Origin of the sequence: Pseudidiomarina sp., from assembly GCF_048267825.1 — a bacterium.
Lineage (GTDB): Bacteria > Pseudomonadota > Gammaproteobacteria > Enterobacterales > Alteromonadaceae > Pseudidiomarina.
Window position 1 is genome coordinate 65,200 of sequence record NZ_JBLWWR010000008.1, and the last position, 20,596, is coordinate 85,795.

The 20,596-nt window shown below is 47.6% G+C and carries 22 protein-coding genes; 11 read left to right on the plus strand and 11 right to left on the minus strand.

Annotation, left to right across the window (positions count from 1 at the left end; all coding sequences use genetic code 11):
* Positions 1–2: 2 nt before the first annotated feature.
* The 3 genes from ACN0UN_RS08140 to folB are packed head-to-tail and all read right to left on the minus strand — an operon-like array spanning position 3 to position 1,692.
* Positions 3–797 carry an undecaprenyl-diphosphate phosphatase gene (locus ACN0UN_RS08140; protein WP_417659532.1) on the minus strand — a complete coding sequence of 265 codons (795 nt, stop codon included), beginning with the start codon at positions 795–797 and terminating at the stop codon, positions 3–5.
* Positions 794–1,342, minus strand: a complete 549-nt coding sequence (gene folK, locus ACN0UN_RS08145; protein ID WP_417659533.1) for a 2-amino-4-hydroxy-6-hydroxymethyldihydropteridine diphosphokinase — start codon at positions 1,340–1,342, stop codon at positions 794–796. Before folK ends, ACN0UN_RS08140 begins: the two co-directional genes overlap by 4 nt.
* Positions 1,339–1,692 (minus strand): dihydroneopterin aldolase, encoded by a 354-nt coding sequence (gene folB, locus ACN0UN_RS08150; RefSeq protein ID WP_417659534.1) that lies wholly within the window; start codon positions 1,690–1,692, stop codon positions 1,339–1,341. The genes folK and folB overlap by 4 nt, the downstream gene beginning before the upstream one ends.
* Positions 1,693–1,805: 113 nt before the next feature.
* On the opposite strand from folB, the gene plsY reads away from it, so the two are divergent.
* Positions 1,806–2,399 carry a glycerol-3-phosphate 1-O-acyltransferase PlsY gene (gene plsY, locus ACN0UN_RS08155; RefSeq protein ID WP_417659535.1) on the plus strand — a complete coding sequence of 198 codons (594 nt, stop codon included), beginning with the start codon at positions 1,806–1,808 and terminating at the stop codon, positions 2,397–2,399.
* Positions 2,400–2,405: 6 nt separating this feature from the next.
* Here plsY and tsaD read toward each other — a convergent pair whose 3' ends face one another.
* The 3 genes from tsaD to ACN0UN_RS08170 all read right to left on the minus strand — a co-directional run bounded on the left by tsaD (position 2,406) and on the right by ACN0UN_RS08170 (position 5,636).
* Positions 2,406–3,422, minus strand: a complete 1,017-nt coding sequence (gene tsaD / locus ACN0UN_RS08160; protein WP_417659536.1) for a tRNA (adenosine(37)-N6)-threonylcarbamoyltransferase complex transferase subunit TsaD — start codon at positions 3,420–3,422, stop codon at positions 2,406–2,408.
* A 61-nt stretch (positions 3,423–3,483) separates the two neighbouring features.
* Positions 3,484–4,599, minus strand: coding sequence for a PilT/PilU family type 4a pilus ATPase (locus ACN0UN_RS08165; protein ID WP_417659537.1), 1,116 nt, complete (start codon positions 4,597–4,599; stop codon positions 3,484–3,486).
* Between the two features lie 2 nt (positions 4,600–4,601).
* Positions 4,602–5,636 (minus strand): type IV pilus twitching motility protein PilT, encoded by a 1,035-nt coding sequence (locus ACN0UN_RS08170; protein WP_128352063.1) that lies wholly within the window; start codon positions 5,634–5,636, stop codon positions 4,602–4,604.
* Between the two features lie 34 nt (positions 5,637–5,670).
* On the opposite strand from ACN0UN_RS08170, the gene ACN0UN_RS08175 reads away from it, so the two are divergent.
* From ACN0UN_RS08175 to ACN0UN_RS08190, 4 genes are read left to right on the plus strand one after another with little or no spacing between them, the layout of a single operon-like run.
* Entirely contained in the window at positions 5,671–6,384 is a 714-nt protein-coding gene (locus ACN0UN_RS08175; RefSeq protein ID WP_417659538.1) for a YggS family pyridoxal phosphate-dependent enzyme, read from the plus strand.
* Positions 6,381–7,208, plus strand: coding sequence for a pyrroline-5-carboxylate reductase (proC, locus tag ACN0UN_RS08180; protein WP_417659539.1), 828 nt, complete (start codon positions 6,381–6,383; stop codon positions 7,206–7,208). The genes ACN0UN_RS08175 and proC overlap by 4 nt, the downstream gene beginning before the upstream one ends.
* Before the next feature lie 33 nt (positions 7,209–7,241).
* Positions 7,242–7,793: a YggT family protein gene (locus ACN0UN_RS08185; RefSeq protein ID WP_417659540.1), complete on the plus strand. Its 552-nt coding sequence runs from the start codon at positions 7,242–7,244 to the stop codon at positions 7,791–7,793.
* The gene (locus tag ACN0UN_RS08190; protein WP_417659541.1) at positions 7,790–8,227 is read left to right on the plus strand and encodes a DUF4426 domain-containing protein; all 438 of its coding nucleotides are present in this window, start codon (positions 7,790–7,792) and stop codon (positions 8,225–8,227) included. Before ACN0UN_RS08185 ends, ACN0UN_RS08190 begins: the two co-directional genes overlap by 4 nt.
* Here the strand turns inward: ACN0UN_RS08190 and ACN0UN_RS08195 are convergent.
* On the minus strand, positions 8,224–9,972 hold the full coding sequence (locus tag ACN0UN_RS08195; RefSeq protein ID WP_417659542.1) for a potassium/proton antiporter: 1,749 nt from the start codon (positions 9,970–9,972) through the stop codon (positions 8,224–8,226). The genes ACN0UN_RS08190 and ACN0UN_RS08195 overlap by 4 nt on opposite strands.
* Positions 9,973–10,040: 68 nt before the next feature.
* Between ACN0UN_RS08195 and ACN0UN_RS08200 the strand changes: the two genes are divergently transcribed.
* Together ACN0UN_RS08200 and hemW are read left to right on the plus strand one after the other, a co-directional pair.
* Positions 10,041–10,640: an XTP/dITP diphosphatase gene (locus ACN0UN_RS08200; protein ID WP_417659543.1), complete on the plus strand. Its 600-nt coding sequence runs from the start codon at positions 10,041–10,043 to the stop codon at positions 10,638–10,640.
* Positions 10,637–11,782 (plus strand): radical SAM family heme chaperone HemW, encoded by a 1,146-nt coding sequence (gene hemW / locus ACN0UN_RS08205; protein ID WP_417659544.1) that lies wholly within the window; start codon positions 10,637–10,639, stop codon positions 11,780–11,782. Before ACN0UN_RS08200 ends, hemW begins: the two co-directional genes overlap by 4 nt.
* 6 nt (positions 11,783–11,788) lie before the next feature.
* Here hemW and trmB read toward each other — a convergent pair whose 3' ends face one another.
* Together trmB and ACN0UN_RS08215 are read right to left on the minus strand one after the other, a co-directional pair.
* A complete protein-coding gene (trmB, locus tag ACN0UN_RS08210) occupies positions 11,789–12,505 on the minus strand; it encodes a tRNA (guanosine(46)-N7)-methyltransferase TrmB (RefSeq protein WP_417659545.1) in 717 nt (238 codons plus the stop codon).
* A 125-nt stretch (positions 12,506–12,630) separates the two neighbouring features.
* Entirely contained in the window at positions 12,631–13,707 is a 1,077-nt protein-coding gene (locus ACN0UN_RS08215; RefSeq protein WP_417659546.1) for an OmpA family protein, read from the minus strand.
* 139 nt (positions 13,708–13,846) lie between these two features.
* Here ACN0UN_RS08215 and mutY point away from each other — a divergent pair, with 139 nt between their 5' ends.
* The 4 genes from mutY to ACN0UN_RS08235 all read left to right on the plus strand — a co-directional run bounded on the left by mutY (position 13,847) and on the right by ACN0UN_RS08235 (position 17,772).
* Complete coding sequence (gene mutY, locus ACN0UN_RS08220; RefSeq protein ID WP_417659547.1) at positions 13,847–14,866, plus strand: A/G-specific adenine glycosylase; 1,020 nt, start codon at positions 13,847–13,849, stop codon at positions 14,864–14,866.
* Positions 14,867–14,947: 81 nt separating this feature from the next.
* Positions 14,948–15,220, plus strand: coding sequence for an oxidative damage protection protein (locus ACN0UN_RS08225; protein WP_417659548.1), 273 nt, complete (start codon positions 14,948–14,950; stop codon positions 15,218–15,220).
* A gap of 189 nt (positions 15,221–15,409) precedes the next feature.
* Entirely contained in the window at positions 15,410–16,522 is a 1,113-nt protein-coding gene (gene proB, locus ACN0UN_RS08230) for a glutamate 5-kinase (protein WP_417659549.1), read from the plus strand.
* Entirely contained in the window at positions 16,519–17,772 is a 1,254-nt protein-coding gene (locus ACN0UN_RS08235; protein WP_417659550.1) for a glutamate-5-semialdehyde dehydrogenase, read from the plus strand. Before proB ends, ACN0UN_RS08235 begins: the two co-directional genes overlap by 4 nt.
* Here the strand turns inward: ACN0UN_RS08235 and waaA are convergent.
* Entirely contained in the window at positions 17,757–19,781 is a 2,025-nt protein-coding gene (gene waaA / locus ACN0UN_RS08240; RefSeq protein WP_417659551.1) for a lipid IV(A) 3-deoxy-D-manno-octulosonic acid transferase, read from the minus strand. The genes ACN0UN_RS08235 and waaA overlap by 16 nt on opposite strands.
* A gap of 6 nt (positions 19,782–19,787) precedes the next feature.
* Positions 19,788–20,528, minus strand: a complete 741-nt coding sequence (locus ACN0UN_RS08245; protein WP_417659552.1) for a glycosyltransferase — start codon at positions 20,526–20,528, stop codon at positions 19,788–19,790.
* Positions 20,529–20,596: the final 68 nt, after the last annotated feature.

A 20,596-nucleotide genomic window follows, 5' to 3' on the forward strand; every position in this document is an offset into this window, starting at 1 on the left:
AATTATATGAACAAGATAAATAAAAATGTACCAAGCGCGAGCCGATAAATAACAAACGGCAACATACCCATCCGGCTGATAACCTGCAGAAACACGTGAATACATACATAGGCCGCAACAAAGGATGTGAGCACGCCAATGATTACCGGCGACCAAGCCACGGGTTCAGCTTGCTGCACTAATTTAAGCCCTTGATAACCACCAGCCATAATAATTATCGGTATCGATAGTAAAAAGCTGAACCGCGCCGCATCCGTTTTAGTCAGCCCAAGCAACATGCCTGCAGTCATTGTTATTCCTGAACGCGATGTGCCAGGAATCAGGGCTAATGCCTGCATTGCGCCTATTATCATTACTTGTTTAAATGTTAACTGCTCCAGCTGTTGTTGTTGAGATGCCCGCGCGTCAGCAAACCAAAGCAATAAACCAAAAACAACTGTACTGGTTGCGATGACCAACGCTGAACGTCCGAAGTTTTCGACTAAATCACTGCCGAGTAATCCAGCTAAGCCAGCGGGAATAGTGCCCCAAATAATTAGCCACGCCAGTCGGCTATGCGCGTTGTGCCGACCACGCAAGCTAGCGACCCAATTCACCAGCAGCTCGCCCACTTCATTTCGGAAATATAAAACAACAGCCAACAATGTGCCGACATGAACAGCGACATCAAACGCTAAACCTTGATCTTCCCACCCAAACAATTGCGACGGTAAAATTAAATGTGCCGAACTCGATATCGGCAGAAACTCAGTAAAACCTTGAATTAACGCGAGAATAATAGCTTCCAAAGTGCTCACGATAATGACTTCCTTGTAGATGGTTGAATACGTTTAAGGTGTGGTAGTGCATCAAACTCGAAAGATAACGGCTCCAGCACTTGTTCGCCACGATAGTTTTGCCAATGTTCTGCAAAGCTTTTACCTGTTTGTGGATGCCGACTATTTGGACTGATTTCTGCCAATGGCCATAACACAAAAGCGTTGGTCAATATTTCGGCGCGTGGCAGTTGCACCGGACTCTCACTGATCACGTCGTCATAAAGCAGAATATCGATATCTAAAGTTCTCGGACTAAACCGCGTTGCACCATCGGCATGCCCGTGTTGGCGCTCAATGTCTTTACAAATAGCACTGACCGACTCAATGCCTAAATCAGTTGTAACGCGGGCCACGAGATTAAAGAAACGGTTCCCGGAAAAGCCAACGGCGTCACTTTCAAACACTCGTGACACGTACATTGGTTGGTCTGATGTTGCAAACGCATCATGTAATGCACTAATGCCAGCTCGCACGAAGCGCTCGCGCTCGCGGTTACTGCCAATACCAAACCAAACCGTACTCACACAGCAACCCTCACAATCTCAACCGCAGTTTGGCGCGCATTTGCAACCGCTTGAGGCTTACCGACTTTAACCCTGACGCGTGGGCATTTAAATTCCGTTAGTACAAGCGTCGCAACTTCTTCTGCGACCGTTTCGATTAAGGCACGAGGCCGCGATTGGATAAGCGCAGTCACGGCCTTACTCAATGCATCATAATCAAGTGCATCATTTAATTGCTCGGAGCGCGCTGCGGCCTGGTTATCCCAATCCATTTCTAGATCAAGCACCAACGGCTGAGTTTGCTCATGTTCCCAGTCATACACACCAATGTAGGCGTCAACAACCAAGCTCTCGATAAAAACTTTATCCATGCGTGGTACCGTATTAATAGAATTTCAGCGCTAAAGCGCTTATGCTATGGGTTTTGAATAGTAACGGAAAGCGGACCAGAAGCAAACGGCTTGTCTGCCGGTTTAAGTGACCTATGGGTGCATTAATTTTACTTGCCATTATCTCAGCCTATTTATTCGGCTCTATTAGCAGTGCTGTGCTAATTTGCCGCTTATTTGGGTTGCCAGACCCCCGCACCTCCGGCTCGAACAATCCAGGTGCCACCAATGTTTACCGTTTAGGCGGCAAAATTCCAGCTGCGTTGACGCTCTGGTTCGATGTACTCAAAGGGATGATTCCGGTTTGGGTATCGTATTTCCTTGGTATTGAACCCTTCTATCTCGGTATTATTGCCGTTGCCGCCTGCTTGGGTCATATATTCCCGCTGTATTTCCATTTTCGCGGTGGTAAAGCAGTTGCAACCGCGCTTGGTGCCATGTTCCCAGTTGCGTGGGAAATGGCTTTATTACTCATTGCTACTTGGTTACTGGTCTTTCGAATTAGCCGTGTATCATCAATGGCCGCGCTGGTTACGGTTAGCCTGGCACCCTTTTTCGCCTACTGGATTAAGCCCCAATATACCGTGCCAGTGATTATGATTTCGGTGCTGATTATGTGGCGCCATCAATCCAATATTGTGCGCTTACGTACTGGGCAAGAAAAGCGTACGACGCGCCGCAAAGACTAAAGTCATTTAACCAGGTGCGGTAAGCTGCTCAAGTGGCCAACGCGGAAAGGTTTTTATGTGAATGTCTGAGCGTTCACCAGCAACCAAGCGCTGCGCACCAGCAAATGCAATCATGGCGCCATTGTCAGTACAAAACTCGGTTCTCGGAAAGTAAACTTGCCCACCAATACGTTTGGTAAAATCATTCAGTTGCTGCCGCAGATGTTGGTTTGCACTTACGCCACCAGCGACCACCAAGCGCTTTAAACCCGTTTGCTCTAACGCTCGCCGGCATTTAATCACTAAGGTATCCACTACGGCATCCTGGAATGCCCGCGCAACATTGGCGAGCGCTTGCTCGGAGCCATCCGTACTGGCAATCGTATTGGCCGCAAAGGTTTTAAGGCCACTAAAAGAAAAATTCAAACCGGGACGGTCGGTCATCGGCCGAGGAAAGCGATAAGCGCCTTTCTCACCATGTTCGGCCATAGCCGCCAAGCGCGGCCCTCCGGGATAGTCCAGCCCCATCAGTTTCGCAGTTTTATCAAACGCCTCACCCGCGGCATCATCAACCGACTCACCCAGCAAGGTGTATTGGCCGATGCCGTCAACTTGAACCAGTTGGGTATGCCCGCCCGACACCAATAACGCCACAAATGGAAATTGCGGTGGTTGGTCTTCCAGCATCGGCGCCAATAAGTGGCCTTCCATATGGTGCACAGCGATTGCAGGAACATTCCAACCGAAAGCCAAACTACGACCAATGCAGGAGCCAACCAGCAGAGCACCAACAAGGCCAGGGCCTGCCGTATAGGCAACGCCGTCAATATCGGAGGATTTCAGATTGGCCTGAGTCAGTGCAGCTTGAATTAAAGGCAGGGTTTTACGAACATGATCACGTGACGCCAGTTCTGGAACAACACCGCCATAATCAGCATGCAACTTCACTTGGGAGTAAAGCTGGTGTGCCAGCAATCCGTGCTCGGTATCGTAAATAGCGATACCCGTTTCATCACAGGATGTTTCTATTCCTAGCACACGCATGAAAGCCCTCGAAATTCAGGTTAAAAAACGGCGCACAGTTTAACCCAAATTTCAGCCGAAGTCAGTCAAGATCAACTGTTGCACCTTGCAACGCGCTGTCATCGTCACTTGCATTACTGTCGCCACTGAGTTTAATCCGCAAGCGCAAGTCATTCGGCGCATCGGCATGACGTAACGTTTCTTCGTAACTGATACGCCCTGCTTTGTACAAATCAAATAAGGCTTGGTCAAATGTTTGCATACCGAGCTCGCGCGATTTCGCCATGATTTCCTTTATTTCACCCATGTCATTGGTTGCGATTTTTTCCGAAACAATTGGGCTATTTAGGAGAATCTCAATGGCTGCCACGCGGCCACCATCAATGGTAGGAACTAACTGTTGCGCGACAATTCCACGAAGGTTTAATGACAAATCAAACATTAATTTGCCAATTTTTTCCTTCGGCACCATATGCATGATCCGTTCGATGGCTTGGTTAGCGTTATTGGCGTGCAAGGTTGCAACACACAAGTGGCCCGTTTCAGCAAAAGTAAGTGCATACTCCATGGTTTCCTGCGAGCGAATTTCACCAACCAAAATTACATCTGGGGCCTGCCGTAGTGAACTTTTAAGCGCAGCTTCAAATGACTCTGTATCAGCACCCACTTCGCGCTGTGTCACCATCGACTTGCCGTGTTCATGAACAAATTCCACGGGGTCTTCAATGGTTAAAATATGGCCTTTTGAGTGATGGTTGCGGTAACCGATTAAAGCCGCGAGCGTTGTTGATTTACCGGTACCCGTTCCGCCAACGACCAACATCAAACCACGTTTATTCATGATTAACTTGGTCAGTACTTCAGGTAATTTCAATTCATCAACGGTTGGAATGTCAGTAACGATACGACGAACAACCATACCTGCGCGCTGACGCTGCCAGAATGCGCTCACCCGAAAGCGGCCGATGCCCTCACGAAAGATAGCGAAGTTAGATTCTTTCTCTTCCATAAATTCTTTAAGATGTTTTTCGCCAAGCGCTTCTTTCACGATGCCTAAGGCTGCATTATCGCTAAGCTTCTGCTCACTAAGCGGCAATAATTCACCGTTTATTTTGGCGCTTGGTGGTAAGCCCGCTGAGATAAACAAGTCAGAGCTGTTACGCTCGACCATTATTTTCAACAGTTTGTCTAAAACCATAATTAGAAACTATCCTTATTGGCCGATTTCGCCTTCGCATCAGCGCGTGACACCAGCCCTTGGTTCAACAAGTTCTGTAAGCACTGATCAAGTGTTTGCATACCGTGCGCTGCACCGGTTTGAATCGATGAATACATCTGCGCAATTTTATCTTCTCGAATCAGATTTTTAATTGCCGACGTTGCAATCATAATTTCATGCGCTGCGACACGGCCCCCGCCGACTTTCTTCAAGAGTGTTTGCGAAATAACAGCACGTAATGATTCTGACAGCATAGAACGAATCATCGGCTTTTCATCGCCAGGAAACACATCAACAATACGATCGATAGTTTTTGGTGCAGAGGTTGTGTGCAACGTACCAAATACTAAATGGCCGGTTTCCGCGGCCGTCATTGCCAGGCGGATGGTTTCTAAGTCACGCATCTCACCGACTAGAATAACATCAGGGTCTTCACGCAGTGCCGAACGTAACGCATTACTAAAACTATGCGTGTCGCGATGAACTTCACGTTGGTTAATCAGGCTGCGTTTATTTTTATGCACGAATTCTATTGGGTCTTCAATGGTGAGAATGTGGTGATACTTATTTTCATTCACATAATCAATCATTGCCGCCAAGGTAGTTGATTTACCAGAACCTGTCGGGCCGGTTACCAAGACTAGCCCACGGGGGTTATCAGAAATATTCTTGAATATCTCAGGCGCGCCTAACTGTTCAAGGGTCAAAACGTCGCTAGGAATGGTACGAAAAACCGCACCGGCGCCTCGGTTTTGCACAAATGCGTTAACACGAAAACGCGCTAAGTCTGGTACTTCAAATGAAAAATCGCACTCAAGGTTTTGTTCATATTCCTTGCGCTGGCGGTCATTCATAATGTCGTAGACCAGTTCCTGCACCTCTTTGTGACTCAGTGCTGGGATATTTATTTTACGAACGTCACCGTCTACCCGTATCATAGGAGGCGAATCTGCGGATAAATGTAAGTCGGACGATTTATGTTTAACAGAGAAACTGAGTAGCTCAGTGATATCCATATAACAGCCTCTTGTAAGTGAGTTTTAGCCATTGATGAATAGCATAGCTGAACGCATAAAAGAAGTCCGTAATGAAATTGCGCAGGTGTGTAGCACCAATAAGCGCAGTGCACAGAGCGTGCAATTAATAGCGGTGAGCAAAACAAAACCCGCAGCAGACATTGTCGCAGCCTACAATGCTGGGCAACGAGACTTTGGCGAAAATTATGTCCAAGAGGCTATTGCAAAAATTGTGCAATTGTCTGATTACCCGATTACCTGGCACTTTATTGGCCCCATTCAATCAAACAAGACCCGCGATATTGCAGAACATTTTGACTGGGTGCATAGCGTCGATCGAGAAAAAATAGCACGGCGTTTAGCGCAGCAACGTGCCGATGAACGTGAACCACTAAATGTATTAATTCAAATTAATATCGACGACGAAACGTCAAAAGCGGGCGTAGCACCAACACAAATGCTTGAACTCGCCGCGGTTATCTCAGAATTACCCCAGTTGCGCTTACGTGGGCTGATGACGATACCAGCCGCTCGGAGTGATGCGTCTGCCACATCTGAAAGCTTTGCCGCCATGCAGCGGTTGTTTTCTGAGTTAAAAGCCCAATATCAACAAGTAGATACATTATCAATGGGGATGAGTGCCGACTGGCCGTACGCTGTTGCGCAAGGCGCGACCATGGTTCGTATTGGCACGTCGTTATTCGGCGATCGGCTACCCAAAAATGAACAAACAGGAGAGATTACATGACGACATCGCCTCGTAAAATCGCATTTATCGGCGCGGGAAATATGACTCAAAGCATTGTTGGCGGCATGGTCAAAAGTGGCTATCCCAGCGATCTCATTTACGTGAGCAACCCAAGCCCAGCAAAACTAGAAAAGATGCGCGACACGTTGCATGTACACACCAGCCAAGATAATGCTGAAGTAGCGAACGCTGCAGACGTTATTGTGCTTTCTGTAAAACCACAACTCATGGCTGATGTTTGTGCTGCCCTAACCGAGCAGGTTGCCAATCTGAGTGATAAACTCATAGTAACCATCGCCGCGGGTATTCGAATTGAAAAATACCGCCAATATCTTGGTCATTCAATTCGTATGATTCGCGTTATGCCAAACACACCGTCTCTTGTCGGTAAAGGAATGTCTGGCTTAGTTGCCGATGACAGAGTCAGTGATGATGACCGTGCTTACATCACTGAAGCATTCGACGGTGTTGGCGCAACCTTGTGGGTTGCGAATGAAGATGAACTGGATATTTTAGGTGCCGTAGCAGGCAGTGGCCCTGCATATTTCTTTGAATTTATGGCCAGCTTGCAAAAAGCTGCGACCGCGCTAGGCTTTGACCGAGAGAAAGCGCGTCTTATGGTGCAACAAACCGCCTTAGGCGCAGCTGAAATGGCTATAGCAAGCGACTTGGAGCTGGAAGACTTACGTAAACAAGTGACCAGTAAAGGCGGCTCAACAGCTAAAGGTGTTGAAGTCTATCAAGGTGCTGACATTGACGATATATCTGCTAAAGCTGTGAAAGCTGCCGTAAAACGCAATCAAGAAATGGCAGAACTGTTTTAATGAACTGTTTTATTAACTATTTAGAGAGCCACTATGGATGCTTTTCGATTTTTGGTTGAAATTGTATTCGACCTGTTTTTAATCGTTGTCTTGTTGCGCGTGTGGATGCAAGCAGCGCGTGCCGACTTTTATAATCCAATGAGCCAGTTTGTGGTTAAAATGACCAACCCTTTAGTGCAACCAATGCGGCGCCTATTGCCGATGGTGGGCAACTGGGACATCGCAACGCTGTTGCTCGCTTATCTTGTCGGTATTGGAAAAATACTCGTGCTATCCAGCATGAGTGCTGGCATGACGCCGATGATAACGGATACCCTGATGATGGGCTTGGCCGTGGTGTTATTTCAGTTTTTGTCGCTGCTGTTCTGGCTGACCATTATCATGGCGATCATGAGCTGGTTTAATCGCGGTTACCATCCAATGATGGCTATTTTAGGTCAGTTAACCGAACCATTTTTAGCGCCGATACGGCGAATAACCCCCCCGATTGGTGGGCTTGACCTTTCTGTGCTAGTTCTTATTGTAGCGATTCAATTTGCTAGAATCTTACTCAACAATCTACTTAGTTTAGGTATGGGGTTATGAAACACGCACTTGTTGGGGCTGTAGCCCTTATCAGCATGCTTATTATGCCGGGTACTGCGGTAGCCGAGCAAAGTAAGCGAATTGGGCCGTGGGAAGTACACTATAATGCGTTTAACTCAACCTTGCTGCGGCCAGAAATGGCTCAGCAATATCAGTTGTCGCGCAGCGAAAATTTAGCCACGGTCAATATTTCAGTGCTGGATGCAGCAACTGCTGATAAGCCAGCTCAGCGAGTTACCTTAAGTGGCTACGTGATGAATCCACTGAGCCAGCAGCAGCGTCTCGAGTTTCGTGAAGTCATTGAAGGCGATGCCATTTATTACCTGGCACAAACACGCTTTTCGAATTTAGAAACCTTGCGCTTTTTCATAACCATTACGCAAGGCGATGAAACGCATGAATTGCGTTTTCATAAAGAATTTTGGGTCAACTAACGGCTGCTTTTATCTTCGAGCAGCTTTACACCCACTTGGCGGATATAACCTTCATCGGTAACCTCTCGCACTGTGAGCCGCACTGAGCCCAACTGAAGATGATCACCGACCACCACGCGTCGGTGAAACTTCTGGGTGAAATAGTCATGCAATGACATATTCATAATCCCGGAGTCTAATTCACCAACTGGATAGAACCCCGCCACTTCTTGTATGAGCAAGTCACCACGTAAGCTAAAGTCACCAAAGAATTGACTGGTTTGCAGCTCGGTTTGCTTACCACCCGCTGCCAGGACTCGGCTAATCGCGTCAACATGCTCCAGCTTGGCGACAACCAATACCGTGTCACCTTCACAGAGGCGCGGTTTGCTCATAGGCAACAGCCACTCGCCCCGGCGAATGACGCCGACAAATTCAACGGCGACATCCCAACGTAAATCATTCCAGTAATGGTCACACGCTGGTGAGCGCTCTGTGACCTGATAAGCCCAAAGCTCCATAGGATCATTACTGCCAACCCTATCTAATGGCATGCGCCGGTCAGGTTCGGCTGGTGCTGGCACTTCAAGACCTAACCAACGCGCCATAGGAGCTAACGACCATCCCTGTACAATCAGGGACACCATAACCACCATAAACGCGATATCAAAATACAATTCTTCGTTCGGAACACCCGTTAGCCAAGGATACAAAGCTAAAATAATAGGCACTGCACCGCGCAACCCTACCCAGCTAATAAATACTTGCTCACGCCACGGAAAGGAAAAAGGAATCAAGCTGGTAATCACCGCCAACGGCCGCGCAACGAAAATCATCAGTACGGCAACCGAGAGTGACAATGCCCAGTGTTCAACTAAGTGGGATGGCGTAACGAGCAGCCCTAATATCAGGAACATCATAATCTGACTTAGCCACGCTAAACCATCTTGCACTTGCAAAATATGGGGCAACTGCGGCAGTCGGGAGTTACCGATTTTATAACCCATCAAATAAACCGCGAGATAGCCACTCCCGCCTATTCCACTGGTGATAGAGAAAATAACGACCGCCGTTGCAGCCGCCAACAATGGAAAGAACGAAAATTGCACCGATATTTTTTGTGCCATCCAGACAAAAAAGCGTCCACCTACCCAACCCGCAAGATAACCCAGCGCAAGTTGCTGGAGAATATCAACGGTCATCCAGCCCCAAGAAAAACTCTCAGCGGCCGCAATCATCGATGTGAGCGTCATTGTGAGAATAATGGCCATGGGGTCGTTGGTGCCTGACTCAATTTCTAATGTTGAGGCTACCCGTTGTTTTATTTTTAAATTTTGAGATTGGAAAATACTGAAAACCGCGGCCGCATCGGTTGAACTTAGAATTGCACCAATTAATAGCGCTGTTGGCCAAGGTAAATCGAACAACCACACAACACCTGCTGCAGTTATTGCACAGGTAAGCGCAACCCCTACAGTTGCTAAGCTAATGGCAGGCCAGAGTGCAACACGAAAGCGCTCTTTATGCGTGCGCATGCCACCATCAAAAAGAATAATAACGAGTGCTAATGAACCAATGAAAAATGCTAATTCAGGATTACTAAACTCAATGCCCAGCAAGCCCTCTTCGCCAGCTAACATGCCGACGATCAAGAAAGTAAGTAGTAGCGGTGCGCCAAGTCGATTCGACACAACTGCAGCTAAAATGCTGATGAGCAACAGCGAGCCCATTAAAAGCATGATTCCTGTAATGCTGGTCAAACGCATCTCTCCTTGGTGACATAGCTAATGCCCCGTATAATAACAGGCAAATATTAAAAACGGGTGAAAACTTCATGCACGAATTAGTCTTAGCGACCGGCAACAAAGGTAAAGTTTCTGAGCTAGAAGGGCTACTTGCCCCACTGGGGTGGCATGTGCGTCCGCAGTCTGAGTGGTCATTTGAAGAAGTTGAGGAGACCGGACTAACTTTCGTCGAAAATGCGATTCTAAAAGCTCGTCACGCCGCCGCACACACTGGCTTACCCGCTTTGGCTGATGATTCTGGCCTTGCTGTTGATGCCTTGAACGGCGCACCCGGCATTTATTCAGCTCGTTATGCCGGCACCGGATGCAGCGATGCCGATAACATCGAAAAACTACTTGCCGCCATGGCCGGAGTTCCTGATGCACAGCGCCAAGCGAGCTTTCACTGTGTTCTAGCCTACCTTCGTGGGCCGAATGATCCAACCCCAATTATCTGTCATGGCCGCTGGGATGGCTATATTTTGAAAGCACCACAGGGAAATCAGGGGTTCGGTTACGATCCAGTTTTCTGGGTTCCCAGTGCACACTGCAGTGCCGCACAATTGTCGCGTGAACAAAAGCAGGAATTAAGTCACCGTGGCCAAGCTCTCAAACAACTGGTAGAAATGCTCCAACAGGCTAGCCAATGAGCTTATTACAACTTCCACCACTTTCTTTATATGTTCATGTGCCTTGGTGTATTCAAAAATGTCCGTATTGTGATTTTAATTCGCATGCACTGAAACACGACATTCCGGAAGCGGAATATGTCGGCCGTTTGCTCGATGATCTTCGCGCTGACTTAAGCTGGGTTCAAAACCGAGAATTAACGAGTATTTTTATCGGCGGCGGCACCCCGAGCCTATTTTCAGCCGAAAGTATCGCCAAATTACTGAAGGGTATCGGTAAATTAATCCCGCTTAGCCCAAACTGTGAAATCACGCTTGAGGCCAATCCGGGCACCTTTGAAACAGAGCGATTTTCTGGGTTTGTTGATGCCGGCGTAACACGCCTTTCCATTGGCGTGCAAAGCCTCCAAGACGAACAATTAAAGGCCTTGGGCCGTATACACGATCCCGAACAAGCTAAACAAGCTGCTGCGCACGCAGCTAAATTGCCATTGAAAAGCTTTAATCTTGATTTAATGCACGGATTACCCGGGCAGACAATTGACCAAGCTATGGCCGATTTAGACGGGATTATAGCTCTGGCTCCACCACATATTTCTTGGTATCAATTAACCATTGAGCCGAATACGGCTTTCGCCAGTCGGCCACCGAAGCTGCCCGAAGATGATGTTTTGTGGGACATTCAGGAACTCGGCCACGCGAAATTAGCTGCCGCTGGCTACCAGCAATACGAAGTGAGTGCTTACGCGAAACCTCAGCATCAAAGTCAGCACAACCGAAATTATTGGACCTTTGGCGATTATTTAGGGATAGGCTGCGGCGCTCACAGTAAAATCACCCTACCCACAGAAAATAAAATCATTCGCTGTGAGAAGATAAAGCATCCTCAAGGTTATTTAGATCTGACGAAACCGCTTCGCTATCGGCAGTGGGATGTGCCTACTGAAGAGTTAACGTTTGAGTTCTTTATGAACTACTTTAGACTCTATGAGCCTGTGTCTAAACTAGAATTTGAAGCTCGAACCGGCCTCCCCGCATCTGGGGCTGACCGCCTGCTTCAACAAGCAATTGAAAAGAACTTAGTTCTCGATAAAGGCGACGCCTGGGAAACCACAAGCCTGGGGCGCCGCTACCTGAACTCAGTATTGGATATGCTTATTTAGCTTCTGTTAGGCGGTGCGCTCGAACTTCAGATCCCAAACGCCATGTCCAAGCCGCTCGCCACGTTGTTCGAACTTGGTTAGCGGGCGTTCAGCTGGACGAGGCACGTAGGTATTGTCAGCAGACAGGTTGCGCCATTTGGGTGCAGCCTGCATCACCTCTAACATATGCTCGGCATAATTCTGCCAGTCTGTTGCTAAATGCAACACCCCACCGATAGCTAGCTTTTTACGCAGCAGCTCAACAAACTCAGGCTGAATCAAACGACGCTTGTGGTGACGCTTCTTATGCCATGGGTCTGGGAAAAACACTTGCACAGTGGCTAAGCTCCCGTCCGCAATGCAGTCTGCCAAAACTTCGACAGCATCATGCTCATAGACCCGTAAATTGCTGACCTCAGCCTCCTCGGCTTCTAGCAAACAAGCGCCGACACCCGGCCGATGAACCTCAATACCGATAAAATTTTTCTCGGGGGCAGCTTTAGCCATTGCAACCAACGAACGCCCCATACCGAAGCCGATTTCTAGTACGGTGGGAGCTTCACGACCAAACACCTCGGTCAAATTCAGTAAACCTTGACCATGAGTCAACCCCATCGTTGGCCAGCTTCGTTCTAACGCTGCAGCCTGGCCTTTGGTTAGTCGGCCCTCACGCTTAACGAAGCTGCGCACTTTGCGTATGTATTTACCCTCAGCTTGGGCTTTTTCAAGATTATCGGAGCTCATGAGGCCTCTATTTGGTTACACGACTTAGGTTAGTTATACGATTTAAATTTTTGCCGCGCTCATTATGCAAAAAGGCGCACCAAACGCAAGTTTGGCACGCCTCTTATCTTCTAGCTACAGGCAAGTTAGTCTTGAACTGGAACCTGCTTAGTAACTGACATTACAGCTTCAATGCGACGGTTTTTCGCACGGTTTTCAGCTGAGTCATTCGGGTACTTCGGACGGCTTTCACCGTAACCAACTGTGGTTACACGAGAAGCTGCAATACCGAAATCGTTGATTAAGCTGTCACCAACAGCATTGGCTCGACGATCGGATAACTGCTGGTTATAGGTTGCAGCACCGGTATCATCGGTGTGCCCTTCAATCACCACGTCTAGTTGCGGATATTCTTTTAAGAATTCTGCAGTATCACGGATGTCTGAGCTTTGCGCAGAAGAAATTTCTGCTGAATTCAATGCGAAGGTAACTGTTAATTCACGTGTTACCGTTTCATTTTCATACATGACACAACCGTCGGCATCAACTTTAAAACCAGCCTGAGTATTTGGACACTTGTCTTTGTCATCCATCACACCATCACCGTCCGAGTCTTTCATTACCGGAGGTGCAGGCTCTGGTTCTGGAGCAGGTGCTGGTTCAGGCTTGGTATAAGTCGGTTCTTGGCTGCCACCAAAATAATAGCGCAGCCCGGTCATGAACATAAACTCAGTCAAGTCACCATCATTCTGTTGCACAGCACCTTCTAAGGTAAGTGCCCAATTATCGTTGATATACTGTTTATAACCGGCACCAACACGTACAAATTGGTTGCTGAAATCACTAAACTCAGTTGAGTTGATACCAATCGAGCCAAAAACGTTCGGTGAAAAGTTGTAAATGATATCCATACCAAAGGCAGCGCCACTGGAGCTATCGTTCGAGGTTTCTAAGTCACCGCGTAAATAATCGTAGTAAACCCGGTAACCCCACTCTGGAGTAAACTGGTAACCACCTTCAATGCCGCCGAAGAAACTGTCAAAGCCACCACCAAACGATTGGACTTGGTTGTTTTCAATGACGCGACGGTCTGAGTCTGTTCCGAATAAGCCAATTCTTGGCCCAACATAGATGCTACCTGCCTCGTCACCCGAGACGGCCATTGCTGGCGCCGCAACAATCGCCGAAAGTACTGCTGCAGATACTATTGATAACCGTTTCATGAGATGCTCCTTTTATGTTCTCATAGGTCAATTTCAAATTGTTGGGCTTATTATAGGGTAAAATGGAAAAAAATGCCTGTAATGACACAACTTTACGATTTATTTTCTATTTTTTTAACATAGCGTTTACGTAAATTTCATGATTCATAAGACTTCCCAAGACGCGATCACTCCACTACAGCCAGCGGAGTTTGCAGACACCATTATTACTTGGCAGCACCAGCATGGTCGCAATACCTTGCCGTGGCAGCGCGAGGCTTCGCCCTACCACGTGTTAGTAAGCGAGCTGATGCTGCAACAAACGCAAGTGAGCACAGTCATTCCATACTTTGAACGCTGGATGAAGGCTTTTCCTGATCTGGCCACGCTAGCACAAGCTTCCGAAGATGAGGTTTTGGCCCAGTGGCAAGGGCTTGGTTACTACTCACGAGCAAGAAATCTGCATAAAGCTGCTGATTACGTCATGACAGAACTCAATGGGCAAATACCAGCCACGCTGGAGTCTTTGCGCGAAGTTCCAGGGGTCGGCCCCTATACCGCAGGTGCGATAACGGCATTTGCCTTTAATAAGCCTGCAGCCATTGTGGATGGCAACGTAAAGCGCCTCTTTTGTCGTTATTTTGGCATCGATGGCGACCCAAGCACCAGTGCGATAAACCGCCAAATATGGGCAAAAGCTGAAGAATACAAACCTCAAAGTAAAAGCCGCCAATACGCGCAAGCGCTGTTGGATCTCGGTGCGACGATTTGTACACCACGCAACCCGAAGTGCGAACTATGCCCACTGCAAAAGTCCTGTAATGCCTTAGCAACCGAAAGAGTCAATCTGCTCCCGCAAAAACGCGCTAAGCGTACGTTACCCACAAAGGATGGGTACTTTGCCCTTGACGTGAATGCCAACGGTGTCATCTTGGTGCAGCGTTCTGCCAACGGAATATGGCCACGGCTTTGGTGCCTTCCTGAGCTTTCTGAACTGCCACGTCAAGCGCACGTGCATGGAAGTTTTAAACACGTGTTTTCTCACTACCGCTTAAACGCTACGGTAATCAACTATACGCATTCCGATGCTAAGACACGCGTTCCACTCGATGCTTTAGCTCAATATGGACTGCCAGCGCCAATCCGCAAATATATTCATACACATGTTCTGGAAAATTAAAATTTTGGATACCGACAAGGTTTGCAATGGCGTGATTATGCAACGTAAAATGACTGCAACTTAAACTGACATGAGGTTGTCATGAGCCGTACTGTATATTGCGAATACCTAAAAAAAGAAGCTGAAGGCCTCGACTTTCAGCTTTACCCGGGGGAACTCGGAGAAAAGATTTTTCAGAGCATATCAAAGCAAGCGTGGGCTGAGTGGCAGAAAAAACAAACCATGCTTATCAATGAAAAGCGGTTAAATTTAATGGACCCAAATGCACGCAATTTTTTAGAAGAGCAGATGCAAGCTTTTCTGTTTGAAGGCAAAGACGTTGACATTGAAGGCTACACCCCACCAAGTCAATAAACCCCCCAAAAAGCCCCGCAAATCGGGGCTTTTTGCTATTCAAAACTCGTAAAGTTAGGCCTTGTTATCCCCCCATTCTCTTGTTTTATGAGCTTTATAGTGGGCATAGCTGTGGTTTATTGCTCCAAGCTAGAGAAACCCCCGTAAATCTGTTAGACTACATATGAATTTTTTCAAGAGGGAGTAGTTATGGAGATGCCTTCCTGGCGACGCGCTGTACTAAAAGTAGGCAGTGCATTAATCGCGCCAGACGACGCAGGAACGAGCAGTAAATATTTATTAGCCATAGCTCGGTTTATTATCGAGTGCCATGAACGTGGTCAAGAGATAGTTCTTGTCTCATCAGGCAGTGCTGCAGCAGGCCGGAAGCATATCAGCTATGACGGTGATAAGCTGCCAGTTACCATAAAAAAGGCAATGGCCGCTGTCGGACAAACCGACATGATGGCAAATTGGTCACGGTTTTTTGACTTTTCATGTGCCCAAGTGTTGCTAACGCACGGTGACTTGCGCGACCGCGCTCGCTACGTGAGCGTTCGAAACACATTACGTACATTGTTAGAACACAATGTATTACCTATCGTAAATGAAAATGACGCACTTGCCACCGACGAAATGAAAGTTGGTGATAACGATAATTTGGCAGCCATGGTCGCAACTCTAGTTGATGCTGACGCGCTGATTATCTGCTCCGATATTGACGGTCTTTTCGATGCTGATCCACGGGTTAAACCTGATGCTAAAAAGATTCCAGTCGTCGATGAGATTACTGAAGAAATCTTCGCACTCGCTGGCGGAACAACAAATAAAATCGCAACTGGCGGCATGCGTACCAAGATAGAGGCAGCCGAGAAAGCAACGTCTCATGGTATCGACACCTATATAGTGAACGGCCGCAAAGGTGCCACGTTTGAGCATTTGCTCCGCGGCAACAATCCGGGCACGTTATTTAAGCGTCAGCAAGACCCAATGAGTAATAAGAAACATTGGCTTCGCCATACATTAATTTCTCAAGGTGAGTTAGTCATTGATGATGTTTCAGCCGATGCACTTAATCGCGGCGAGTCGTTAACAATTAGCGGCATTATAGATGTTCAAGGCGACTTTAACCGTGGTGATGCAGTTGTCATTCGCAGCGCAAGTAACGCCGAAGCCATTGGCAAAGGTATTTGCCAATACAGTTCGCACGAGTTGATGCATATAAAAGGGCAAGAAGTCAGCGACATCGCTGAAGCTTACGGCTACAGCCCTATCTCGGAAGTGATTGAGAGCAACGATTTAATGATTCTGGAGGACGAATGAGTAACCAGTTAGCAGAACAAATTTCAAAACGCGCCGCCGTTGCGGCACGCGCAGTCGCAAATTTATCTGAAGCAAAAAAGAATCAGGTACTACAACGCATGGCTGATGCCATCCGTGACATGCAAAGTGACATATTAGAAGTTAACGAAAAAGACATGGCTGCAGGCCGTGATAAAGGCCTTTCTGATGCAATGCTCGATCGGCTGCAATTAAACGCTGAACGCATTGAAGGTATGGCGACAGCGATTGAAGAAATTATCGAACTGGCCGACCCAGTTGGCGAACGTACACCATTTGTGACACGCCCAAATGGTATTCAAGTGGACAAAATGAGAATTCCACTTGGTGTCATTTGCATGATTTACGAAGCACGCCCAAATGTAACAGCCGATGCCGGTGCGTTATGTTTCAAATCGGGTAACGCAGTTATCCTGCGTTGTGGCCGTGAAGCGATTGAAACCAGTAAAGCTATTGCCAAAGCATTACATAAGGCGCTACGCGATAGTGACTTACCGGAAGACGTTATCACTGTCGTGCCAAGCCCCGATCGTGAGCTTATGACCGAACTGCTAAAACAAGACAAATACATTGACTTGGTCATTCCACGTGGTGGTGAAGGCCTCATCCACTTTGTCAGTGATAACAGCAAGATTCCTGTCATTCAGCATTACAAGGGCGTTTGCCACTTGTACGTCGACAAAGATGCCGACCAAGAGAAGGCTCTGAACATTTTGTTGAACGGTAAAACACAACGAACGGGTGTGTGTAACGCTCTGGAAGGTTTGGTCGTGCATCAAGAAATTGCAACGAGCTTTCTACCCAAAGCCGCTGCGGCCTTAGCTGAAAAGAATGTAATTATTCACGCTGACGCAGCTTCAGCTGAATACTTTGAAGGTGCCGATGTGATTGCCGATGATGCCTACGGTGAAGAGTACCTCGCGCTCGAAATCGCAGTGCGTAGTGTTCCTGATTTTGATGCAGCTTTGGATCACATTCACACGTTTGGTAGCGGCCACACTGAAGTCATTGTGACTGAAAACCAAGCCGCAGCAGATCGTTTCATCCGCGAAATTGACTCGGCTGTAACCATGGCAAACACCTCGTCACGATTCAGTGATGGTGGTCAGCTTGGTTTGGGTGCAGAAATTGGTATTTCTACCAGCAAATTGCACGCTTATGGCCCAATGGGTTTACAAGCGCTAACAACTGAAAAATTCGTGGTTACCGGTAACGGTCAAATTCGCGAATAGCCGACAATAAGTTTAGGCCAATCACGTGTTTCATCCCAATGAAATACTTGGTTGGCCTCTGTCGCCTTCGTTAGCTCTTTTCTGAAGGAGCGCAGCAATCGCTGTATATTTTTTTCACGCCAATCGCCTTCTGCTCTTATTTCACATTTATCAAAATCAACTATCCAAGCTTTGCCGGCTTTATCAAGCATCAAGTTATGACAATTCAAGTCAGAATGATAAACCTGATGATGGTGCAGTTGTTTTATAGCCAGCCCAAGGCTGTCCCATTCATGGTCGTCTAATTGTCGCTGTTGTAGCAGTTTAAAGGTGTCCTGAGCGTCAGGGATAACTTCGACCAGAATGTCTGCGCGATACCCCCAAATAGGGGCCTTAACGTAGCGAGCTGCTACTGGCCGAGGCACCGGCAGCCCAGCTTCCCGTAGCTTAAGCAGCAATGAAAACTCAGCCATTGCTCGGCTCGTTGCGACTGGCTCGCGTTTAAAACGATCCGTGTTCACCTTCCCAACTAACCCACCCCGATAATAATGGCGGAGTAATAACCCATACTCTGCAGCGTTAATAAACCATGCGGTGCTGCGCCCCGTAGCAGAGCCTTTAATCTGATTGCGAGCGCGCCAGTAATCAGGATCAAAGTAGTCGTTTTTGCAGTCAGTTAAAACTTCAGGGTCGAACCATAACGTTGTGCCACCCGTCGGTTTTACGGTTTGCATCATAAATACTGTCCTCGAAGTCGCTGCACCTGTACGAGCCGATAGCATCTCACGAATGTCCGAAAATACAGCGCTTGTCGCGCCTTGATCATTGGCAAATTCGTTCGCTGCATTGTTGGCTAACTGCTTACAAAGTGCCGGTTGCTGAAGTAATTGATGCCAGCTGCTGGCGAGTTCTTCGGCGTTCGACACCATCATAACGCCATTGGCTTGCTGCAAGCGATCGTAAATGTCCTGAAAATTAAATATATGGCGACCAGAAATTACCGGGGTATGAGTTGCAACGGGCTCCAACGGGTTGTGCCCGCCGCGCTCGATTAAACTCCCGCCAACAAAAGCAACATCCGCGAGTGCGTACCACAGCAATAACTCGCCCATGCTATCGCCTAAAAATACCTGACTTTGATTATCGATTGCGTTACCACTGCTACGCCGAACATAAGTAAAACCTGCTTTAGCAATGGTTTCAGCCACAGCTTCAAAGCGTTCTGGATGGCGCGGCACGATAATAAGTAACGCTGAGGGGTAATGTTTTTGCAGTTTTCGAAATGCACTTAAAACCTGTTCATCTTCACCGTCGTGCGTGCTCGCTGCGAGTAAAATTGGCCTATTCAGCTCTTGCCGCAAGTGTTCAGCTTTAGCGTTTATTTCATTTGAAACTTGAAAGTCGTGCTTTAAGTTCCCTCTCACCACAACCCGTTCGCTCGACATTCCCAACTCGATAAAACGCGTCAGAGTAGCTTGGGTTTGTGCCGCAATCGCACTCACTGCAGGCCAGATTGGCCCCACGAGCCAACTGTACTTGCGATAGCTTTTAGCCGAACGCTCCGACAGCCGCGCGTTAACCACCATCACCGGCACCGCTCGCTGTTGCGCTTGACGCAACATACATGGCCACAATTCAGTTTCTAAGATCACCACCAAGCGTGGCGCATATTTATCGAAAAAACGACGCATCGAGCCCGGTGTGTCAATCGGTAAGTAAGCATGAAATACACGATCGCCAAACAGCTTAACAGCCAGTTCAGCCGCAGTGGGAGTCATCGAGGTTAGTGTAACCCCAAGGTGAGGATAGTCATTTAATATCTGTTCAATTAAGCCTTTCGCCGCGACAGTTTCACCAACTGAAACGCAATGGATAATAATGCCATCGCGCGCCTGCACCGGAACATCTTGCAGCGCCAACCGCTCAGGCCAGCGCTGCCGATATGCTGGCGCCTTTCTGCCGCGCACCCACAAATATATAAATACCAATGGCGTTGCGCAGCGAATCAGCAGTCGATAAGCAAATGTCATTTTCGCTTAACGCCAGTATTCTTTAATCCACGTGGTTGGTAAAACCTTTCTATACCACTTACCACTGCGGCCTGCCATCGCATCATCCGGATGTGGACGCCCGTGAAATATAATGACTTTAGCGCCAGCTGGAATACGCGGCTGCTGAAAAAAGCTAAGCGGGAATGGACGCAAACAATGACGCTTAAAACTACGGCACCACTCGGCCGGCCAGTATTTAAGCTTCCCTTGACGCGCTACAAACTGCGTAATGAATTCTTGTTCATTACGAACGTCTTTACGTGAACCGACTGGATCATTCTTCAGGTGTTCGAGTGCATCCACATGGGCGCCAATATTAAATCGGAATACCGAAGTATTACCGGTCGCATCAGATTTATCCCATTCTTTGATGACTAAGAATTCGCCTTCAGGCTCAAAGAACTCGTCTAAACTTCCAACAATCACTATATCAAGATCTAGAAAAAGTGTTGGCCCTTGTAAGTCATACAGCGGATCAGCAAAACAGGTAAGCTTTAACCAACCATGTGCAAACGTCCATGGCTTGCGCTTATCAAAATCTTCAAAACCAATTTCCGGTATTGGCTTCACCTCAACTTCATCGCGAATACCTTCAGCATCGTCAGTCAAACATACGAATCGAAACGGCAACGAAATATTGCGACTAACCATCGAATACAATGTATTGACGTAATCCGACCCGTATTTCTTACCCCACTTTATACAAATGATGTTAACTGGTTGCATGATTTCCCTGCCTGACGTTGGCCTTGTTTAATAGCGAGTATAATGCCAAATTTTCAGTGATCTCGCCA

Bases quoted from the DNA above. Each gene is read 5' to 3' on its own strand.
- folB (WP_417659534.1), bottom strand. From the start codon at position 1,692: ATGGATAAAGTTTTTATCGAGAGCTTGGTTGTTGACGCCTACATTGGT.
- plsY (WP_417659535.1), top strand. From the start codon at position 1,806: ATGGGTGCATTAATTTTACTTGCCATTATCTCAGCCTATTTATTCGGC.
- tsaD (WP_417659536.1), bottom strand. From the start codon at position 3,422: ATGCGTGTGCTAGGAATAGAAACATCCTGTGATGAAACGGGTATCGCT.
- ACN0UN_RS08165 (WP_417659537.1), bottom strand. From the start codon at position 4,599: ATGGTTTTAGACAAACTGTTGAAAATAATGGTCGAGCGTAACAGCTCT.
- ACN0UN_RS08170 (WP_128352063.1), bottom strand. From the start codon at position 5,636: ATGGATATCACTGAGCTACTCAGTTTCTCTGTTAAACATAAATCGTCC.
- ACN0UN_RS08175 (WP_417659538.1), top strand. From the start codon at position 5,671: ATGAATAGCATAGCTGAACGCATAAAAGAAGTCCGTAATGAAATTGCG.
- proC (WP_417659539.1), top strand. From the start codon at position 6,381: ATGACGACATCGCCTCGTAAAATCGCATTTATCGGCGCGGGAAATATG.
- ACN0UN_RS08185 (WP_417659540.1), top strand. From the start codon at position 7,242: ATGGATGCTTTTCGATTTTTGGTTGAAATTGTATTCGACCTGTTTTTA.
- ACN0UN_RS08190 (WP_417659541.1), top strand. From the start codon at position 7,790: ATGAAACACGCACTTGTTGGGGCTGTAGCCCTTATCAGCATGCTTATT.
- ACN0UN_RS08195 (WP_417659542.1), bottom strand. From the start codon at position 9,972: ATGCGTTTGACCAGCATTACAGGAATCATGCTTTTAATGGGCTCGCTG.
- ACN0UN_RS08200 (WP_417659543.1), top strand. From the start codon at position 10,041: ATGCACGAATTAGTCTTAGCGACCGGCAACAAAGGTAAAGTTTCTGAG.
- hemW (WP_417659544.1), top strand. From the start codon at position 10,637: ATGAGCTTATTACAACTTCCACCACTTTCTTTATATGTTCATGTGCCT.
- trmB (WP_417659545.1), bottom strand. From the start codon at position 12,505: ATGAGCTCCGATAATCTTGAAAAAGCCCAAGCTGAGGGTAAATACATA.
- ACN0UN_RS08215 (WP_417659546.1), bottom strand. From the start codon at position 13,707: ATGAAACGGTTATCAATAGTATCTGCAGCAGTACTTTCGGCGATTGTT.
- mutY (WP_417659547.1), top strand. From the start codon at position 13,847: ATGATTCATAAGACTTCCCAAGACGCGATCACTCCACTACAGCCAGCG.
- ACN0UN_RS08225 (WP_417659548.1), top strand. From the start codon at position 14,948: ATGAGCCGTACTGTATATTGCGAATACCTAAAAAAAGAAGCTGAAGGC.
- proB (WP_417659549.1), top strand. From the start codon at position 15,410: ATGGAGATGCCTTCCTGGCGACGCGCTGTACTAAAAGTAGGCAGTGCA.
- ACN0UN_RS08235 (WP_417659550.1), top strand. From the start codon at position 16,519: ATGAGTAACCAGTTAGCAGAACAAATTTCAAAACGCGCCGCCGTTGCG.
- waaA (WP_417659551.1), bottom strand. From the start codon at position 19,781: ATGACATTTGCTTATCGACTGCTGATTCGCTGCGCAACGCCATTGGTA.
- ACN0UN_RS08245 (WP_417659552.1), bottom strand. From the start codon at position 20,528: ATGCAACCAGTTAACATCATTTGTATAAAGTGGGGTAAGAAATACGGG.